The 16,386-nt window shown below is 34.2% G+C and carries 19 protein-coding genes and 1 pseudogene; 14 read left to right on the forward strand and 6 right to left on the reverse strand.

What is annotated here, in order from left to right; genetic code table 11:
- Positions 1 to 113: 113 nt before the first annotated feature.
- The 5 genes from AC1PJ9_RS11255 to AC1PJ9_RS11275 all read left to right on the forward strand — a co-directional run bounded on the left by AC1PJ9_RS11255 (position 114) and on the right by AC1PJ9_RS11275 (position 3,199).
- Complete coding sequence (locus tag AC1PJ9_RS11255) at positions 114 to 500, forward strand: DUF5376 family protein (protein WP_311087314.1); 387 nt, start codon at positions 114 to 116, stop codon at positions 498 to 500.
- A 175-nt stretch (positions 501 to 675) separates the two neighbouring features.
- The gene (locus AC1PJ9_RS11260; protein WP_311088045.1) at positions 676 to 924 is read left to right on the forward strand and encodes an EndoU domain-containing protein; all 249 of its coding nucleotides are present in this window, start codon (positions 676 to 678) and stop codon (positions 922 to 924) included.
- The gene (locus AC1PJ9_RS11265; protein WP_077166181.1) at positions 921 to 1,355 is read left to right on the forward strand and encodes a hypothetical protein; all 435 of its coding nucleotides are present in this window, start codon (positions 921 to 923) and stop codon (positions 1,353 to 1,355) included. Before AC1PJ9_RS11260 ends, AC1PJ9_RS11265 begins: the two co-directional genes overlap by 4 nt.
- A gap of 665 nt (positions 1,356 to 2,020) precedes the next feature.
- Positions 2,021 to 2,416 (forward strand): hypothetical protein, encoded by a 396-nt coding sequence (locus AC1PJ9_RS11270; protein ID WP_311087315.1) that lies wholly within the window; start codon positions 2,021 to 2,023, stop codon positions 2,414 to 2,416.
- A 153-nt stretch (positions 2,417 to 2,569) separates the two neighbouring features.
- Positions 2,570 to 3,199 (forward strand): hypothetical protein, encoded by a 630-nt coding sequence (locus AC1PJ9_RS11275; RefSeq protein WP_311087316.1) that lies wholly within the window; start codon positions 2,570 to 2,572, stop codon positions 3,197 to 3,199.
- Positions 3,200 to 3,211: 12 nt separating this feature from the next.
- On the opposite strand, the pseudogene AC1PJ9_RS11280 reads toward AC1PJ9_RS11275, so the two are convergent.
- A pseudogene (locus AC1PJ9_RS11280) lies at positions 3,212 to 3,391 on the reverse strand (IS982 family transposase); the annotation flags it as partial.
- Between the two features lie 235 nt (positions 3,392 to 3,626).
- Between AC1PJ9_RS11280 and AC1PJ9_RS11285 the strand changes: the two are divergent.
- Both AC1PJ9_RS11285 and AC1PJ9_RS11290 read left to right on the forward strand, forming a co-directional pair.
- Complete coding sequence (locus AC1PJ9_RS11285; RefSeq protein WP_311087317.1) at positions 3,627 to 4,088, forward strand: hypothetical protein; 462 nt, start codon at positions 3,627 to 3,629, stop codon at positions 4,086 to 4,088.
- Positions 4,089 to 4,228: 140 nt separating this feature from the next.
- Positions 4,229 to 4,504 (forward strand): hypothetical protein, encoded by a 276-nt coding sequence (locus tag AC1PJ9_RS11290; RefSeq protein ID WP_288100894.1) that lies wholly within the window; start codon positions 4,229 to 4,231, stop codon positions 4,502 to 4,504.
- Positions 4,505 to 4,599: 95 nt separating this feature from the next.
- On the opposite strand, the gene AC1PJ9_RS11295 is transcribed toward AC1PJ9_RS11290, so the two are convergent.
- Both AC1PJ9_RS11295 and AC1PJ9_RS11300 read right to left on the reverse strand, forming a co-directional pair.
- On the reverse strand, positions 4,600 to 5,172 hold the full coding sequence (locus tag AC1PJ9_RS11295) for a DUF4291 domain-containing protein (protein WP_311069619.1): 573 nt from the start codon (positions 5,170 to 5,172) through the stop codon (positions 4,600 to 4,602).
- A gap of 388 nt (positions 5,173 to 5,560) precedes the next feature.
- Entirely contained in the window at positions 5,561 to 6,103 is a 543-nt protein-coding gene (locus AC1PJ9_RS11300) for an RNA 2'-phosphotransferase (protein WP_311087318.1), read from the reverse strand.
- A 155-nt stretch (positions 6,104 to 6,258) separates the two neighbouring features.
- On the opposite strand from AC1PJ9_RS11300, the gene AC1PJ9_RS11305 reads away from it, so the two are divergent.
- The 4 genes from AC1PJ9_RS11305 to AC1PJ9_RS11320 all read left to right on the forward strand — a co-directional run bounded on the left by AC1PJ9_RS11305 (position 6,259) and on the right by AC1PJ9_RS11320 (position 8,829).
- A complete protein-coding gene (locus AC1PJ9_RS11305) occupies positions 6,259 to 6,789 on the forward strand; it encodes a hypothetical protein (RefSeq protein ID WP_191106127.1) in 531 nt (176 codons plus the stop codon).
- Positions 6,790 to 6,917: 128 nt separating this feature from the next.
- Complete coding sequence (locus AC1PJ9_RS11310; RefSeq protein ID WP_311087319.1) at positions 6,918 to 7,088, forward strand: hypothetical protein; 171 nt, start codon at positions 6,918 to 6,920, stop codon at positions 7,086 to 7,088.
- Between the two features lie 15 nt (positions 7,089 to 7,103).
- On the forward strand, positions 7,104 to 7,487 hold the full coding sequence (locus tag AC1PJ9_RS11315) for a hypothetical protein (RefSeq protein ID WP_311087320.1): 384 nt from the start codon (positions 7,104 to 7,106) through the stop codon (positions 7,485 to 7,487).
- A gap of 781 nt (positions 7,488 to 8,268) precedes the next feature.
- Positions 8,269 to 8,829 (forward strand): TetR/AcrR family transcriptional regulator, encoded by a 561-nt coding sequence (locus tag AC1PJ9_RS11320; RefSeq protein ID WP_311087321.1) that lies wholly within the window; start codon positions 8,269 to 8,271, stop codon positions 8,827 to 8,829.
- Between the two features lie 55 nt (positions 8,830 to 8,884).
- On the opposite strand, the gene AC1PJ9_RS11325 is transcribed toward AC1PJ9_RS11320, so the two are convergent.
- Both AC1PJ9_RS11325 and AC1PJ9_RS11330 read right to left on the reverse strand, forming a co-directional pair.
- Entirely contained in the window at positions 8,885 to 10,039 is a 1,155-nt protein-coding gene (locus AC1PJ9_RS11325) for a hypothetical protein (RefSeq protein WP_311087322.1), read from the reverse strand.
- A 245-nt stretch (positions 10,040 to 10,284) separates the two neighbouring features.
- The gene (locus AC1PJ9_RS11330; RefSeq protein ID WP_311087323.1) at positions 10,285 to 11,202 is read right to left on the reverse strand and encodes a LysR family transcriptional regulator; all 918 of its coding nucleotides are present in this window, start codon (positions 11,200 to 11,202) and stop codon (positions 10,285 to 10,287) included.
- Positions 11,203 to 11,299: 97 nt separating this feature from the next.
- Here AC1PJ9_RS11330 and aptA point away from each other — a divergent pair, with 97 nt between their 5' ends.
- The 3 genes from aptA to AC1PJ9_RS11345 all read left to right on the forward strand — a co-directional run bounded on the left by aptA (position 11,300) and on the right by AC1PJ9_RS11345 (position 15,861).
- Positions 11,300 to 12,682, forward strand: a complete 1,383-nt coding sequence (gene aptA / locus AC1PJ9_RS11335) for an omega-aminotransferase AptA (RefSeq protein ID WP_311087324.1) — start codon at positions 11,300 to 11,302, stop codon at positions 12,680 to 12,682.
- A 109-nt stretch (positions 12,683 to 12,791) separates the two neighbouring features.
- Positions 12,792 to 14,360, forward strand: coding sequence for a CoA-acylating methylmalonate-semialdehyde dehydrogenase (locus AC1PJ9_RS11340; protein ID WP_311087325.1), 1,569 nt, complete (start codon positions 12,792 to 12,794; stop codon positions 14,358 to 14,360).
- 103 nt (positions 14,361 to 14,463) lie between these two features.
- A complete protein-coding gene (locus AC1PJ9_RS11345) occupies positions 14,464 to 15,861 on the forward strand; it encodes an amino acid permease (RefSeq protein WP_263614122.1) in 1,398 nt (465 codons plus the stop codon).
- Between the two features lie 148 nt (positions 15,862 to 16,009).
- Here AC1PJ9_RS11345 and AC1PJ9_RS11350 read toward each other — a convergent pair whose 3' ends face one another.
- Positions 16,010 to 16,243 carry a DUF2171 domain-containing protein gene (locus tag AC1PJ9_RS11350; protein ID WP_024439164.1) on the reverse strand — a complete coding sequence of 78 codons (234 nt, stop codon included), beginning with the start codon at positions 16,241 to 16,243 and terminating at the stop codon, positions 16,010 to 16,012.
- Positions 16,244 to 16,386: the final 143 nt, after the last annotated feature.

The raw sequence follows: 16,386 nt of genomic DNA on the forward strand, positions 1-16,386 counted from the left end.
GAAATAATAGGGGTAATTAGGAGTATTTTGCTAGACATCAGGAGTTGTTGTGGAAGGTTATACTCAACCAAATACAACAGTATATCCATTATATGGTAAGTAAAAGGTTTATTATGAGTTTAATATTTTATTATATTAGGTATCCTAATGCATCAGATTTAGTAGCAACAATAAGGTCTGATGATTCTAGTAATTTTAAAGAGGAAATGATAGTTTCTTATTTAATTGATGATGGTGGTTTATCTGTAGAGTCTCATATTGAATATCTAGATGACTGTATTAATAAGTTGGAAAACTCGACAATAAATGAAATAGATATCAGCAGTAACTCTTATGGAGTTGAACTAATAAATGAAATGGTTAAGATATATTTTTTATATGATGAAAATCAATGTTGTGAAGTTAAGAGATCGGATTTGCTAAAATTACTAAAATCTTGGGTAATGTTCATCAAAAAAAAACCTATTGAGAACTATGAGGAAGTTTATTTTTATAATTGAAAAGTTTAGTTTATTAGCTAAATCTTTTAATAATTTAATTAAAAAAGTGATAGTGCTACAGTTTAAGGTGAGAAGATTGCACAAGGGTAGATTGAAGAAAATTTATTTTGACGATTGATGAAACAGGCCACGCTAAAACCCGCTTAATTTAAAGTGGGTTTTTTAGTTAGTAGTAATAGCCAGTCTTAAATTTGCCAATGAGGTAGAAAAGGATAAACAAGGTCAACCTAATGGCTCGACATTTTTTCCTCAAGGATGGTCGGAAGCAAGATTGAAATATAAACTATCAGAGGCTTTTAAAAATAAGCCAGCTAGTTTACGTCCACAAGAAGGTTTTACTACTACTACACCTTCTGGGGTAAAAGTTAAGTTTGTACCACCTAGTGGTAATATTAGTCAATGGCGAGGATGGCCTTTACAATGATTGAGGTTAAAATGATTTTAGAATTTTCTTATACTTTACGTGAAGAATATGAAGGTGATGAAGGAACTCTTGTTCCACAGTTATTTAGATTAGATAATCTGGATGAAAATAGAGGGTTTGAAAATTTTTTGGAAGGTGATGATGATTATTTATACTTTATCAGTAATGTTGATACAAGTAAAAAAGTTGAAAGTATACTTATTCAATTAAGTAATATATTGGATGATAATAATAATGAATGCCAATATATAGCGGATGGCTATTTTAGAAAGGCAGAGGTATGTAAGGATATAACAGCTTTTAATATAATGCCTAATATGCAAATAGGTTATAGAGGTGGTATACCTACAGATTTATTTTTAAAAATTTTGAATTTGTGGTGGGAATATCTTAAATCGGGAAGTAAGGAAAAAACAATTGTTGAAATTTGATGTTTGTAATTGTTTCTGTTGGAAATTTTGATGTTTTATTTTGTGAACTTGAAACCGTTTTTGTTTAGTTAATTTGGTAGCTTTATAATGAAGAAGTATTTTTGCAGCTTAGTTTAAGAAGCAATATTACTTATTCAGCTAAGGTATATTAAATATTATTAAAGAATTTTAGAATAGATAAATACCTCTAGATTAGGGGTTAAATAAGTATATTAATAAAAATCACTTGATTTTAAGAGGGTTTTTTATTTAGCAGTAATAGCCAATAAAGTTAATGAAGTAACTGAACCTATTGATTTCGATGGCCGTATTTTAAATGTTGAAATTAATGAAAGAGGGAAATTAACTGGTAGGCATAATATTGCGGATGTTAATGTAAATATTGTTTCACGAGGTATGCTAAATGAACAAGGCGTTTATAATGCGAAAATTAGTGTTTCTGACCCTAAGACTCTACTAAAACTTTTACAAAAACATCAACAATGTTCCCTGACAGTTGGAGTGCAGATAGAATTAAGGTAGAGGTTGAGGCTCTTATAAAAATAAGCAGATTTATACAAATGAAAAAGGGGACGAAATGTGGAAAGGAATAACACCTAGTGGTGTAACAGTAACAGGGTATTTGAAACCTAAGCCCACAGTTTATCCTTTAATGGGGAAGTAATATGAAAGTAAAATTATATTGGTGTGATAGATGGAAAGATGGGGTTTTATATCCTGAGGGGGTGGACAAGAATGCACCAACTAATTTTAAAGGTTTAATTTTCAACTTATTAAATGATGATGAAGGTCATGGTTTAGCATATTTAAGTAATTGGATAGATGAAGGGGTAATTGAGGTAGAAAAAATTCATAATGGTACGTTAGATTTTTATGATATGTGGGGGCATGCATGGGGAGCTGAAATCTCCAAAGAAAATGTTCTTATTTATTGGGGGTATGATGATACTGAACGTGAAGAAAACATGAGTTTTGAAAGTTTCTACACAATTTTAAGAGAATGGAGTCAATTTCTCAAGACAGAACCAAATGAGACAAATATCGTAGAGTTTGAGTGTTAAATTTTTTTATTTTATGATGAAAAGTAATTTTAACTATTAATATTTTAATAAAAAGCCTATCTAATATTGATAGGCTTTTTATTGAATTAGAGATAATCAAGATATCTACTTAAATGAAGCAAATAAATCAAATTCGCATTGAGGTAATAAACAGTGATATCTAAAGAGAAATTAATAGAGTTATTGACAAATAATTATTCTAAGCTTTTTAGTATTAATCCTATTCTAGTTGACGAAATAATTGAGGAATACAATCTTCCAATAAGGTCGGATCAGAGAAGTTTTTATATTAGATATGGTAATAGTGTAGCTCTGTTGACGAGTATATTTTCTGATTGTACTTTTGATAGATTTAAGAGGTATTATACAAAGCAATTCCCATTTGATGAAATAACTGATGAAGAAATTGTTCCAAAAGGAACATGTTATTTCGGACAGGATTTTGATGACGAATTTTTATGTATTGAAAATTCAACAGGAAGTATCTATGTATATGCTTTTCAAGAGAAGGAAGCAGAACATTACTATGAAAATATAGAAAGTTTTTTACTATATTGTTTTTTAAAAAACCATCAGATTGAAAATTATTTTGATATTGTTGAAATCAATCAAAATAATTTTGACTATAACCAATTTAAAAAAAGTAATGAAGGATTTAAAATTGATGGTCTTAAATGCAAAAATTGCATTTACTATTTTAATGATCAGACAATTATAGAGTTAAATGAAAAAACTCAAAGATATAGTATATATAAAGGTGGAATATTAGAAGAAATTAATTAATCAAAATTTTGCTTAAGCCAATGTTCGCATAAGACGAATTATTGGCTTATTTTGATGACACAACTGATAAGCACATAAAGATGTATAATCCACGCTAAATAACCTGCGCACTTCGAGCTTTGCTTGTGACCAAATGGTATGTTTCTTTGATTAAGCTAAAAATAGATTTTCTATTTTATTTCGCTCTTTTAATGGCTGCAAAAGCTGCGTATGACAAGAGTATGCGATAACTAAAACACTGACAGTGCTAGTGGGAATATTATGTCAAAAGCAAATGCTATCGATAAAGGGTTAGAATATGTGACACTTCAATAAAGTTATCTAGCTGAATTTGTAAATTGAATCAGTTCATCATACTGAATATATAGCCTATATACAGGTTAGATAAACTGTTAGCCTAATAAAGTTTTTTAAAGTGGAGCGGAAATTGAGTAGAAAAAAATTATATAGCCTTTTTGGTGCTGAAGAATATGAATGTAGTAATGAGTTAGTTTTAAAAGTTGATAGTACACTAAAAACAATTTATGAAATTTATTCCTATTTTGGTAAGGAAATATATAATAAATACCATTATATAAATACTATTTTAACTGAAAATACATCTTATTTTGGTGCAAGTCCAGATGGTTTTTCAGATTGTTTAACTGAATTTTTGGATCAGTTAATTAATAGTGATTCACTGAGAATTGAAGTAATAAACAAAGGAGAGGATGTTTCTAACAATGAGATTTATATATTTTTGTATATTCTATCTAGCAATGTCGTGAATTATAATTATGAATCAAAATTAAGAGTGTTTGTTTCAAAAGAAATATTGGATATCTATTTAAAGGAATCAAAAAGATTGCTTGATTTAAACTCAGAACCTGAGGATTTTGTGATTTATTAAATTTCATCTATATAATTAAATAAAATAAATATATATAATATATTTAAATGCTAACCTTATTTCTTTTAAAGTTGTAAAGTACGTAAATAATGAAAGTTTTTATAATATTATGCAAAGTTCATGCTGTGGTTGAGTCAATTATGCCTTCAACGATGACTAAAGCATTCGTAAATTGTTATATTAATGCTTCTTCCTATGAAGAAGCTGTAAATAAAATTTTGAATCAGTTTACGAATGATGGAATATATTTGGATGAAATTGAATCTCCTATCTATGAAATGCCTGTTACTAGTTGGCAATCGCATATTCAAGAGCAATATAAATCTCTATCAAGTGAGATGTTAAGTCAATCAGAATTTGAAAATGAAATTAAAAATGGTAAAGTTGTATACGGTATTTTTAGTGGTTTTAATTGATTTTTAAAATATTCTTTAACCCCCCCCCAATTTTATAACAAGATTGGGGATGCTTATTAGTTTAAAGATTGTTTTTAATTTATCCAATATAAATTTTAATTAAAATAATAAGGATAAATTTTTTCAATAGGAAGCATGCTTTTTGCGTTTTCTACATCGCCCTTATCTATTAAATGTTTAATAGTGAGTACATCATTAGTAATATCGTTAATGGTAATAATCCATTCATTTATATATTTTAAAACAGCTTCTTCACTTAATCCTATTTGAATGGCTCTGTAGGATAATGGTTGTGAAAATATATCTCTTTCAGGATCCCATTGAATTCTAACAGGATATTTACTCTTGTGAATTTTCCATTCTTCATTATTTAAAAGTTCAGGTTTATGACTTAAACAGCCATTCATTAAAGCCCATTCGAAACCTTCTCTCTTAATATCAATAGCTAATATTCTTTTTTGATTAGCATCTTTTTGAGCCCAACCTGAGCGGTACATCATCCATAAAAAAGAAGGTTTTATCCAAGTCATTCTATCAATTTTGAACGGCGGTGAAACGAAAGTACCATGTTCTAAAGCAGAGTCAGCGATTATATCCGAGTATGCTTGATATATACGGATAGTTTCATCAGTATAGTAAGCCCTAATTTGGTTATTGGGTATAGTCATTTTGAAGTTAAGTAAATATATATAATAAATATTCTAGCATAATTTTAATTAGATTCTCTTACCTTCAAAATTGCATTACATAGCTATCCGAATTAGAGATTCAAAAAAAACCACCAATTGTCGTTAAAAGTAATTGATTTATAGAAGCTATAGATGGTGACTGGGCAGCTTGTTTTGATGCAACAGTTAATAGTGGTTCTCCTAAAGTTCTTGTATATGACTTATGAAATAGAGAAAATTATTATGAGAAAAAGAATTTTGATGAATGGTTAAAATTTGTCAGTAGTGAAATCTAATTATATTATTAATATGATTTACATAATTTATCTTATTGGTTTTTAATTGTTGAAAAATGCTTCCACCTCTGAGTGGAAGCATAATTTTCATTTTACTGAAAAACAATAAACTCTACTGGTATATGTTTAACCAACCAGACTCCATTTTCAGCTTGGAAAAATTCGAATCCATTCTTATGCATTTCTAAAGCATGTATAGTTAAAATCTGTGGTTTGCCATAACGTGCTCCCACAGATAGAGCGGTGTCTTTGTTTTCTGTTAGATGCACATATTGACGATCTTTAGAGATCAAACCTTGCTCTTTTATTGAGTCTATAAATCTTTGAGCTGTACCATGATAAAGATAAGTTGGAGGTACGAGCGTCTTAAGTGTGATATCGACACTTGTGGTTGAGTGGCCCTGTACAGCGCGAATATATTTTCCATCATCAGATATTTGAAAGCGCTTTTTATCACTATTGCTTACGATACTCTTAATAATTTCTTCGTCTAAAGCGACATTCTTGACTGGTTGTGACTTGGAAATTAAGTCTTCAATATTTGCCCAACCTTCACGATCTAATGTTAGATCAATTTCTTCTGGTTTGTGTCTTAGAATAAAACTTAAATATTGGCTAATTGCTTTTTCGTTCATAGATATAAGAGTATTAGAGTTTTTTATATTTTAGTGATTTTATTAATTTAAGGATAGTTTGTGGAATAGCTAAAAAGATGCCAGCTATAAAATGAGGCTTATTTTGATGCATAGAGATGATATACAATAGAAAAACATTAAATATTGAGAATAAAATGAATTACTTAGTGCCAGATTTCTATAAAGATATCGTTCCTCTGCAAGAAGCAGCAGGAATCTCATTAGGAATGGATTATGATGAATTCCGAAGTTTGGCACTTTGCCTTGATGCAGGAGAGGAAGAATATGAATCAGGTCAAGAGCAAAATATTTGGTTAGTTTCTCATAGATGTGAGTTATTACCGTGGCAGGAGTGGATTAACGAAATTTACTGTTCATGGGAAAGTACTGTCACCTTAACATTTGATGGAAATTCAAAAAAATTAATACGAATTTTTGTTAGTGAAGGATATAAAGGAAAATTATTAGGTCTTTTAGAGATAGGTGACCGTTTAGATAGAGTTAAGGCTGATTTTAATTTCTATTTTGAATGTGATGCGCACTATTTAGAATACAAAGAAGATAGTGAAATGTCAGGTGAGCTTATTCCAGCAGAAATAACAACAAATTATAGGACCGCATATTCAGAAGAATATTCTGACCAAATTATTGAAGGTATTATGATATATGAGTTAAAAAAAGAATAAATAATTTAGATTATTAAAAGTTAGACATATTACTTAATAGTTGATTCTTAAATATAAATGGACAAATTTTAGAATAGTCATGGAGTGAATTAAATAAAAGAGTGCCTGCTGGCTCTGGAGGTGAATATATGTACTATAAACGTAGTTTAATTACATTAGAAAAAATTGATAAAGATCATTTCAAGATTTTAGATTTAAGTATGTTTTTAAATGGTATAGGCTGGTGTAAAGTTATTGAGAACTCTATATATGCGGAACCAAATCCTAATTTGTGGGATCCGGATCCTGATGAATATTAAAGCTATGGATAAAACATGAATTCAATAAATCGCAGTAGTAAGTTCTTTCTTGCAGTTTTTCTGATGATGAGTCTTTCAAATACATATGCAGCAAAGACACAGGTTGAAGAGGTTGATGCTATGGAAGCTGCTGGAGCAGAAGTGGCAGAAGCGGGGGGAGCTGATGTTAGTGGAGTAGAGGTTGAATGTGGTGCTGATGAAGCTTGTGATGCGGTAACTTCTGTAGCTCCCGTTTCTGATGATGAAATGTACGGTGGTATTGAACAGGAATATGTTGTAAAAGGCTGTAAAGTAACGGTCTACAATGATGGGCCAGTGAAAATGGTCGATGTAAAGACGGATCAACCATGTGATGCTCCACTTCCTAAAGGTCATAAATTCTCTAAAAAGAACCATTAATTATTTTGTGTAGCATCTTTAAACGGGTGCTATTGAAATGAATTTACCAAGCCTCAAGCCAACTGAGAGTACGAGGCTTATTTTTCATATCCATTCTCACTAGGTACTGCATAAATTAGCTCAATCTGTTTATTGCTGAACGCAATTATTTTTAAAAAAACTATAGAAATAACAACATCTGATTTTACCCGTAGATTTTGTAATTCATCTTAAAACCCACTGATTTATCAAATACTTTATCTGTTTTATTTTAAAACAGTTGTCACTTTTTGTGCTTGACGATAAATAGAGTGACTATTATCCTTTGCGTGCTGGCCTACATTGTCAGTCGGTTTTAGCAGACCGCATCAAACGTACATTAAAAGTTTCATACTTTTAGTGTTGAGCCCTCGTGCCCCCTCTGCGGCGGAACGGGAGGGGGACACCTTCGGGTGTGCTGGCCACGTTTGACCAGTCTGCTAACCCCTTTTCGTTCTGCCACCATAATTTTAATGTCTGGCAGAACTCCCAATAAAAAGGAGTCGGCTTTGCACATCCATTATTTCTTGGCAGCCTTTGCCAAAAGCTATAACAACACAACTTAGTTTATTAACGAGTTTGATTGCCATTAGGTTTATCAAGCTTTAAATCGTCACGACCAAAAACTTAGCAACTATAAAACTCGAGATGTGCCAAGCACAGTCTTTATGGGTTTTGCTGTGCCTTTTTTTCTCCCAGAAAGGGCACAGATTTTTATATCTCATTTATATACAACAAAAATTTATTTTATAACGGTAAAACTATGCCAAATTTAACGCTCCCAACACGTGCTTTTGAAGTTGTAAAAAAAGGGATTCATCTGTTCCATCACGGTGGGTTTCACACTGTTGGTGTCGACAAGATTGTGAGGGAAACCGAAGTCACAAAAATGACGTTTTATAACTATTTTCACTCTAAGCAACGTTTTATTGATATCTGTCTAATCGTGCAAAAAGAGCGACTTCAAGACCAAGTGACCGAACTGGTGGAGTATGACCATGACACAGCCGCAATAGATAAACTCAAGAAACTTTATTTTTTACATAGCGATATAGAAGGGCCATATTACTTATTATTTAAAGCCGTTTTTGAAACTAAAAATAGCTATCCAAACGCCTATCAAACCGCGGTAAGGTACAGAACATGGCTGACTAATGAAATTTATAGCCATCTCAGACAGTTAAAAACCGATGCAACATTTAATGAGGCCAGACTCTTTTTATATGTGATTGAGGGTGCAATTATCCCACTTGTAGATCACAGCAGTATTGGTGAAACAGATAAGACGTTAGATTATTTTTTACTGAAGGTTGGTCTGGTTTAGATAAATATCCCAAAGTACATTGGCTAAGTACTTTGGGATATACAGGTTTTAAATTTTACTTATAGTAAGTTTGAAGTTGCCCAACAATGAAGTCATAACTCGCTTTATTATATAAAGCAAATTTCCCTCTCGCTTGATAGTTAGTAATAGAATCACTTGGTACACCATATGTTTCAGAGGTGATATTACCTTTAACTTGCCATTCTCCATCATAAATTCTGCCATTCATTTCAACGGCTGGATCTTTACCGCCATCATAAATCTGATTTCCTGCATTATCTATAAAGTAAGTCACATTATAGCCACCAACAGTATCAAATTTATATTTGGCCATTGGGTAAATTTTCTGTTGCCATTCAGCTAGGGTTTTGAAATCAGTGAGATCGCTATCGAAGAAATAAAATTCTGTATTGTTATAAACAACAGACTTGGGAACATAAATAAAAGAACCATTTGGGAAGGTTGCATTATTATTTAATAAGTTTGTAAAAGCTATTTGATTATTTTTCAGTGTTTCAGTAAAGCGATTACTAATATATAGGTAGTCTATATTTTTAGGATTACTTGTTAAAATATTTGATGGGAAGATGTCAGATATTTTTTTACCTGAAACATCTATCTTTTCATAATCGTAACTCACATTCTCTGAATTTAAATTACAAGTATCATTAAATTGAGCGGTTGAAATTTGTAAGCCTTGTGATGCAACGACATAACCTAGAGGCCAACCATTATTTTGTTTTTGGTAATTTTTTTTAGTAAAAAGACCAAAAGAGTTAAGGTCGTAACTTTGTACAACATCTTCCGCCAAACTACTTTCAATTTCGTCAGCAGTTATATTGTAAAGTGCTTTTGGATAAGCATATAACATCTGATCATTTCTTTTAATTTCATAGGCATACAGCTGTCTAATAGAAGTCGTAGTATTTGCTGTACGAGTAGTCTTAAATCTATAATTTAAAGAATATAATGCTTCATCAAAAATTGTATTGGTTGAAAGTGTAGAGTTTAAGAGAATACCTCTATCACACTTTAAACTATTTACATTTTGAGTAGATTGCCCTTGAGCTTGCGATGATACATTTTGAGTAGATTGTTCCTGAGCTTGTGATGATACATTTTCAGTATTATTAGAGCTTGAACTGCCTCCACCGCACCCCGTTAACATAATAAACGAAATAGAAACTGCTAAAGTTGAAATTTTTTTCATGAATAAACCTTAAGTATTTATGTTTACTTTGCGGGCGTGATTATATATTTTTTATTTATTAAAAACAGACTGTTAAGTTGTATTTGTTAAATATTAAGTATATTTAAATATACTGCATAGTCATTTTTACCTAAAAAGCCCCTATGGAGCTTTAATTTTGTAAATTTCTATTATGAAGTTTTTTTAAATAAAAGGGCTTGTTATTTATAAATAATCTATATTCTTATATCTATATATAAATATTTTTAATCATTACTGATTCGTTTCTCAAGCATCTCCATAAAGGTTTTTAAAATATTATTGTGGTTTTTGCCTTTATGAGTAATTAAGCATATAGGGGTACTGTAGTGCATTTTATCTTTTAAAACAGGTTGCATCACACCGTCTTCAACCCATTTTTTTGCATAGTGGTCGGGTAAAAAACCTAAAAATTTGCCAGTTAAAATCAGAAAGGCAATCCCTTCGCGGTCACTTGCGGTCGCTTTACAATCTAAAAGTTGATGTAGCTTTACCGCTTCCGATGTAATCGCATAATTAGGAAGAATAGCTTGCCATTTTTTTAATTCATTTAAATTGATGCTACTACATTGGTTAAATAAAGGATGATTTTTGCCGCAATATAAAAATGAACTTTCACTATATAAATCGAAATAGTCTAAACCAGACAAAGGCGTCACAAGGGGAATAACGCCTGCATGCAAACGGTTATCGAGCACACGGCACTCAATATCTGACAAAGTACTCATACTAATATTAATAATAACTTCGGCATGCTCTTCGGCAAGTTGAGTCAAGGTGTTGGTGATATAGCCTCTAGGCATAGTCACAAGATTGTTAATAATGCCGATATTAAACTCACCCTTAAGGCGGTTATGCATTTGGTTGACTTTAGAGCGGAAGTCTTCAATCGCTGCTGTGAGTACTTCAATATATTCTAAAATTTCCCGTCCTTCATCGGTGAGGGCAAATCCGGCACGGCCTCGCTGGCACAGCCGAATGCCCAAACGATTTTCTAAATCACTCATATGCAAACTAATTGCAGAGCGGCTAATACCTAAAATACTTTCGGCAGATGTAAAGCTGTGACAGTCACAAACTGTTTTAAATATTTTGAGAAGTTTTATATCAAAATCAGTGACTTGATTTAATTTTTTAGGTTTCATTTAGTTTTGTTTTTTTAAATCTAAACTCAAGATAATTTGAATTTATCAAACTTATCTCGCTATGTACACTCAAACCATAATTTGAAAATAAACAGGAATGGTTATGTTTGATACGGATAAATTTAGCGACTCTGAGCATACTTTAGATGCGGTTCAACCTAATAATAATATACATATAAATTATCAGGCACACTGGATGCCTTTCTCTGCAAATCGAAACTTTGCTAAAGACCCGCGCATGATTGTGGGTGCAAAAGGGTCATATCTAATTGATGATTCGGGCCGTGAAATTTATGACTCACTTTCGGGCTTATGGACGTGTGGTGCTGGTCATACTTTGCCTGAAATTCAACAAGCGGTAAGTGCTCAGTTAGGTCAGCTCGATTACTCACCAGCTTTTCAGTTTGGTCATCCGTTGTCTTTTAAGCTGGCAGATAAAATTGTTCAGCATATGCCTGAAAAACTACAACACGTTTTCTTTACCAACTCAGGTTCAGAGTCGGCAGATACGTCTATCAAAATGGCACGTGCATATTGGCGCATTAAAGGTAAACCAAGCAAGACTAAATTGATTGGTCGTGCCCGTGGTTATCATGGGGTAAATGTTGCGGGGACAAGCCTAGGTGGGATTGGCGGCAACCGTAAAATGTTTGGTCAGCTTATGGATGTAGACCATTTACCGCATACCTTGCAGCCAAATTTAACTTTTACCAAAGGCTGTGCAGAAACAGGCGGGGTAGAACTTGCCAATGAAATGCTTAAGTTAATTGAGCTACACGATGCTTCAAATATTGCAGCCGTCATAGTAGAGCCTATTTCTGGCTCGGCAGGTTGTATTGTGCCGCCAACGGGTTATTTACAACGTTTAAGAGAGATCTGTGATCAGCATGACATCTTGTTAATTTTTGATGAGGTGATTACAGGTTTTGGCCGTTTAGGAACGTGGACGGGGGCAGAATATTTTGGGGTAACACCAGATATTTTGAACTTTGCGAAACAAGTCACCAATGGTGCCATTCCTTTAGGTGGTGTGGTGGCAAGCCATGAAATTTATTCTGCCTTTATGCAGCAAGACCTACCAGAACACGCCATTGAATTTACTCACGGCTATACCTATTCGGCCCATCCAGTCGCTTGTGCGGCTGCTTTAGCTGCGCTTGAAGTTTTAGAAAAGAAAAACCTGTTAGCTCAATCTGCGGCGTTAGCACCAACTTTTGAAAAGGTGCTGCATGGCTTAAAAGGCGCGCCGCACATTTTAGACATACGTAACTGTGGTTTGATTGGTGCGTTGCAGTTAGCTCCGCGTGATGGCGATGCCACCATTCGAGGCTTTGAGCTTGGTATGAAACTTTGGAAAGAAGGTTTCTATGTTCGCTTTGGAGGCGACACGCTTCAGTTCGGTCCAATGTTTAACAGCACTGAGGCAGATATTGACCGCTTAATGAATGCCGTGGGCGATGCGCTTTATCAAGTGAAGTAAGGCTTAGAGACATTTCATGGGCATCTATAACGGTAATAGATGCTTTTTAAAAAACCAAATGAAAAATACAGTTTGATCTGAAAACTAATTGTAGTAAGGAGTAACAACAATGACAAATGGCCTAGAAGATTTTAGCTATGAAGAAGTTTCAACTGAAAATGGTACGCATAGTGAACAAGCCAAAAAAGTGCTAGGGCATTTCATTCAAGGAAGAATTGTATCTAAAACGGCAAGAAAACAGCCAGTTTACAATCCTGCGACGGGTGAAATTAGTAAAGAAGTCGAAATTGCCGATGCTCAAACGGTAAATGAAGCAGTTCAGGTAGCCGAGCATGCATTTCCTGCATGGCGTGATACACCGGTTATTAAACGTGCGCGTGTCATGTTCAAGTTCAAACAATTATTAGAACAAAATGCCGAAAAAATTTGCGCTTTGATTGGGCAAGAGCACGGTAAAATTTCTCATGATGCTCAAGGTGAATTACAACGCGGTATTGAAAATGTTGAATATGCTTGCGGCGCACCAGAGCTTTTAAAAGGGGAGTTTTCAAAAAATGTCGGTCCAGATATCGACTCATGGAGCGAGTTCCAACCGTTAGGTGTTGTCGCTGGCATTACGCCGTTTAACTTCCCAGCTATGGTGGCGTTGTGGATGTTCCCAATGGCACTGGTTTGCGGAAACTGCTTTATTTTAAAACCTTCTGAAAAAGCGCCTTCTGTGGTTTTATACCTTGCAGAATTATTAAAACAAGCAGGTTTACCTGACGGCGTATTTAATGTGGTGAATGGTGATAAAGAAGCGGTAGATGCCTTATTGCACCATCCACGTATTCAGGCAGTCAGCTTTGTAGGTTCGACGCCAATTGCTGAATATATTTACCGTACCGCAACTTCAACAGGTAAGCGTTGCCAAGCATTAGGCGGTGCAAAAAACCACGCGATTATCATGCCGGATGCCGATATTGATAACGTAGTCACTTCATTGCTAGGCGCAGCTTTTGGCTCTTCGGGCGAACGTTGTATGGCACTTTCGGTTGCGGTTGCTATCGGCGATGAAGTTGCCGATGTCGTAATTGATAAGCTGACTCAAGAAATGAAAAAATTGAAGTTCGGCAACTATGCAGATGCAAGCAATGACTTTGGGCCGCTTATTACCCAAGCACATAAAGACAAAGTACAAGCCTATATTCAAAGTGCAGAGCAGCAAGGCGCAAAAATTGTGGTCGATGGCCGCGATGCAAAACCGGCAGGCTATGAAAAAGGTTTCTTTGTTGGACCAACTTTAATTGATCAAGTCACACCAAACATGACCAGTTACCAGCAAGAGATTTTTGGTCCTGTGTTGCAAGTTATGCGTGTAAATACCATGCAAGAAGCGATGCAACTCATTAATGACCACGAATATGGCAATGGTACTTGTATCTATACCCGTGATGGGGAAGCTGCTCGCTATTTTAGCAGTCACATTCAAGTCGGTATGGTCGGTATTAACGTGCCTTTACCAGTACCTGTGGCTTACCACAGCTTTGGTGGCTGGAAACGTTCGTTATTTGGTGATTTACATGCGTATGGTCCAGATGGTGTCCGTTTCTACACACGCCGTAAGACCATTACACAGCGCTGGCCATCGGCTCAAGTCCGTGAAGCAAAACAGTTCTCAATGCCGACTTTAAATTAATTTTTATTATCAGGGAAAACAGCAGTTTTCCCTTTTTTCATGACTGTAGGATTTTAAGCATGTAATAGATTGTTTTTATGGATATATTTTTAAGGAATGAAATATGAATAATGATAGAACAAAAAAATTAGGCGAAGGACTCTCAAATCGCCATATCACAATGATTAGTATTGGCGGTGTTATTGGCGCAGGTTTATTTGTCGGTTCATCTTCTGCAATTGCCAAAGCAGGCCCCGCGGTCATTCTTGCATACCTGATTACCAGCATTATGGTATTTCTGGTGATGCGCATGTTAGGTGAAATGGCCGTTTTAGAGCCGGACACCGGTTCATTTTCTACCTATGCCCGTAAAGCCATTGGCCCGTGGGCAGGCTTCACTATTGGTTGGTTATATTGGTGGTTTTGGGTGCTTGCGATTCCGGTAGAAGCCATCGCAGGTGCTGAAATTTTACATTCGTGGTTTCCGAGCGTTTCAGTTTCTATTTATGCATTTTGCTTTATTGTGTTCTTAAGCTTAGCCAACTTTTTTAGTACCAAAAGTTTTGGTGAGTTTGAGTTCTGGTTTTCCTTAGTCAAAGTGGTTGCCATTATTGGGTTTATCATTATTGGTATTTTGGCAATTTCAGGTGTTTGGCCTTTAGCTAAAAATGTCAGTGGCGTTGCCAATTTATACAACAACGCTGGTTTTATGCCGCACGGTATGGGAGGCATTTTATCTGCCATTTTAATTACGGCATTTTCATTCTTTGGGGTGGAAATTGTCTCGATTGCCGCAGCAGAGTCATCTAACCCTAAACAGAAAATTAGACGTGCCACCAATTTGGTGTTGTACCGTATTATTCTTTTCTTTGTGGTCTCAATGTTTATTGCTGTTTCACTTGTCGATTGGCGTTCACCGGACTTACAAAAGTACGGGACATTCCAATACGTTTTAATGAGCTTAAACGTACCGGGCACTAAACTTATTATTGATACCGTTGTGTTTATCGCCGTGGCGAGCTGTATGAATGCCGCAATTTATACGTCTTCTCGTATGTTATTTCGCTTAGGAACACGCAATGAAGCACCACAGGCAGTGACGAAAGTGAATTATGCGGGTGTACCTGCTATTGCGGTGTTTTCTTCAACTTTTATTGGTTTAGTGTGCTGTGTCATTAACTACGTATTCCCTGGAAAAGTATTTAGCTTATTGCTCTCAAGTACAGGTTCCATTGCTTTGCTGGTGTACTTGGTTATTGCATTTTCACAATTGCGTCTAAGACATAAGCTCGAGGCAGCTGGAGCGGAAATTCCATTTAAAATGTGGCTATTTCCATGGCTCACTTGGTTTGTGATTATCATTATTTTAAGTGTATTGGCTTATATGTTTTTCTCGCCAGCATATAGTTATGAAACCACTTTATCATTAGGTGTGACTTTAGCTGTGGTGGGTTGCGGATTATTTGTGACCCGAAAGCGTAAAGCAACCAGCTCGGTTGCGATAAATCAGAGTAACTTATAAAAATATTAAATAAAAATTTTAATGCTATAAGTAAAAAGCTCCTTAATAAAAAGGAGCTTTTTACTTTTTAATTCTAGTTGTTTTATTTTAATTATTGTTTATCTTTTTAAATAAGCTGCACAGTTAGAAAATCACTGTGCAAAGAAGTTTAAATGGCTTGCCAGTTTTCTTGAACTTCTTTTGAGTTTTTATTTAAAATGACTTGATCATCTTTTACCTCCCCAATCCAAGAAGTAGGAATAAGGTGATGTTGATCGTTTTCATCACGAGTGAGTTTCAACTGATTTTCACCTTCTAGATGATCGACAGTCCCTACTTTAGTACCACAAGAAGCAATAACGTCTGCATGTTTTTTAATATCATTAATATTTAAAGTACTCATTTTGGACCTCTTCTTTGGAAATAGAAAAACGGTAGAAACTAAATTACTGGATAAAACAGCAGAAATCTTTGTTTTTTAATAAACCTTACATGATTATTTTATAATTTCACTTAAGCGATATATTTAGATAACAATGAAATAAA

Source organism: Acinetobacter sp. 70_2 (genome assembly GCF_056736115.1).